Genomic DNA, 3,036 nt, shown 5'->3' with positions numbered 1-3,036 from the left:
AGACCTTTTTGACTTGAACGTTCATAAGAGAAAAACTCCTTTACGTTCCTTGTGTGTCAAGGATTCATTCGACATCGGAACGAAAAAATCCTCCCGATTTTCGTCGAGAGGGTGCGAAATGTGAGTTAGCATCTAGTTTTTCTCTAAAAACTCGTAAATACATAGGTAGTTCAACAACTCCTGAAGAACCTGTAACGCCAACTAATATATTCAAGCTTAACACCTCCTTTACATTACAGTTTCTCTTGGCGTACCTTTTCTCACATTAATTAATAACGAAGATAAACTAGTAACTATACCCAAAGCACCTGCAATGAAGAAAAGATATTTTATATTGAAATAATCAACACTGACCCCAAAAATAAACTGGGCTACTGGCGTTGAAAGCATTGAAATCGCCATCATAATACTATTAACTCTTCCTAATAAATGAATAGGCACAGAACGTTGAACAAAAGTAGGTATAAGGACTCCTATAAAACCAGTAATTAAGCCAATTACAAAAACGAAAATTAGAATAATCAAAAAATTTTGGGTGAAACATAGTGCGGCAATACCAGTAGCTTGTAAAAGAAAAGATAAATAAATAATCTTCAATTCAACCTTGTGAATGCTTTTAACTGAAAAGATTAAACCAGTTAACAAACTTCCCATTGACATCGATGAATATATATATCCTAAATACTTAGCATCATCACTAACATTTTTAGCTAAAAAAGGGAACAATACATTAACCCCGTTTGCTCCAATATTTACAAAAAACATAGTTATAACCAAATAAAAAATCATTTTTTGTCTATTCAAAAAACTAAAACCAAGTCTTAAATCCGAAAAGTAAGAAGTTTTATCATTATTATCGTTTATATTTTCAAGATGACTATTTTTAGAGTCAATAAACAAAATTAAAAAAGTTGAAAATGCATATAAGATAGAAATGGCTATCAAGGAATGTTCTATTGAGATTGATTCAACCATCCAAGCGGCTATTAAAGGGCCCAAAATGATCGTTGTTCTTACAACAGTGAAGTATTGACTATTGAGACGACTCAAATATTCAGTAGCGACTAATCTTGGCTTTATTGATTCTGAGGCTGACCAATAAAAAGCATCAATCGCTCCAAACAAAACGGAGACCATTATGAGAATTACAAAAGAGATAGTATGATCCCATAACAGAATAGCCAAAACTAACACAATGATTGTCCTTATCATGTCTGACAACCACAGAAACAACTTTGCCCCTATTCGATCAATAACCGGTCCGCAAAGAAGCCCAGCAATAAATCTCGACAAACCTAGGGAAAATAAAACTGCTCCCATCAAAAAACCTGATTGTAAAACGTCAGCAATATACCAAGCTATAACAACACTGTATATGACGTCCCCCAAGTTTGAAAGAAACGTTGCTATACAAAATTTTGTAGCGTTCAAAATGATCACCCTTAGAAAGATTGAGACTAGGCATGTAACGCACTTGTGAAACAGAACAAAATCAAAACATAGGATAAGGGGTGGTTTTAATATAACTAAATATTCATTATATTACAGTTATTACAATAATTATTTTATCGGGAAAATACGGTAATGTAAAGAGTTTTTTGTAATACCTCGTCTCGTTTTGTCGGATATCGTTGAATGCAACATATCTTATGTTATGTTGAATAAAAAACACCACCCATAGAAGGTGGTATTTAGCTGATAGTTTCATTAAAATGTTTAGACAACTGTAGATAACCGGTCAAACTTACTTCCGGTAATTCCTTGGATTGATCCCATTCAAAATATCTTATATTTTGTATTAAAGAACTGTAGATGAGCAAATTTGCTAACATAAATTGACAATCAAACAAAAAAGGAGACATGAACGGGACTCCTTGAGTAAAATAGATGTGCTCACAACTACCCACAAGGAGGTTCATGTCTCATGAATAGATTAGCACATCACCAAGGAATCCACAAGTTTTTCCTAGTGTTAGAGTCAGTCAAGACTTTGTGGAGAACATTTTTTCGGTTCACTACGGGCGTTGTCAATCACTAGTTAGTGAACCATTTTCAGGAATTGATATCGTAAGTGCTTTCGGACCCTCATCCCTCATCTTGAGGTGATCATATTGTATTCCATTTTTTACATCCAACCACCATCCCGGAGCGCCGACAACGCTTGATGGATCGGCGTCCCGGATGATCGTTGCAGACACGGTATATTCTGACGCACCACATCCACCCACAACCGTCCTGCCTTCCGTTTGGCCTGTTCGATCCGCTTGGACTTCGTCGAGGCCGAGGCTGCCCTCCGGGGCTCTTCCTCCTCCAACTGCCCCTTTCTCCACCCGATCCCGTCGATTCGGGCCACCATCGCTTTTAGAAACGCCCGAAGCCCTTGGTCTTTCCAGCTGCGGCGGGATTTCACCCGATGCGCAAACCGGCTCATCACGCTCTCGGCGTGGCCCATCGGACGCATGCCGGTCGTCTCCACCCCTTGCTCGGACAGCCACTCCCGATCGTCCTGGATGCATCCCGGCATCGACTCGATCCGGCGGATCATGGCAGCCAGCTGTTGTTCTTTCGCTTCGTCCTCCAACGTGCCGACCGTGCTGTTCAGCTCCACGAGAATCCCTTCTTCGTCTTGTTTTGCCAGCTTCTTTCGCACGTGTAAATTAGCACATTCTTTCAGAATCCCTTTTTCAAATTATTTCAGATGGATTCCGAAATAATGTGCAAAATTTTTGCCGATTATTCCGGACTTTGCACATTCTTTCGGAACGTTTGCACGCTCTTTCAAATGAAGATTTCCAGCGCGCCTGATGGAATGATGGAAAAGAGAAAGCACAAAAGAGGCCGATTCGGCTCCTTTCGTGCTAATACCCCCATTTCCTCTAAGGCCATGCGCACCACTTCCTCGTCAATGACGGTATTGTCAAAAGTTTATCCTCCACACTCACGGTTTTCCCTTGAGTTTCAACGGTTGGAAGAAAAAAAGCTTGCCACCCCCGTTGTTTTCGGCCATCATTGAGGTAACCACACACTCAACAGCCA

1 protein-coding gene and 1 pseudogene are annotated in these 3,036 nt (G+C 39.7%); both read right to left on the bottom strand.

Annotation, left to right across the window (positions count from 1 at the left end; all coding sequences use genetic code 11):
* Nucleotides 1-228: 228 nt before the first annotated feature.
* Nucleotides 229-1,440 (bottom strand): MFS transporter, encoded by a 1,212-nt coding sequence (locus tag ACVBDQ_RS17840; protein WP_020278768.1) that lies wholly within the window; start codon nt 1,438-1,440, stop codon nt 229-231.
* Between the two features lie 685 nt (nt 1,441-2,125).
* Nucleotides 2,126-2,650: pseudogene (locus tag ACVBDQ_RS17835) on the bottom strand (UPF0236 family transposase-like protein); the annotation flags it as partial.
* Between the last annotated feature and the right edge of the window lie 386 nt (nt 2,651-3,036).

This window comes from Geobacillus sp. CCR, assembly GCF_052906625.1.
This window is presented reverse-complemented; position numbering and strand designations above follow the sequence as displayed.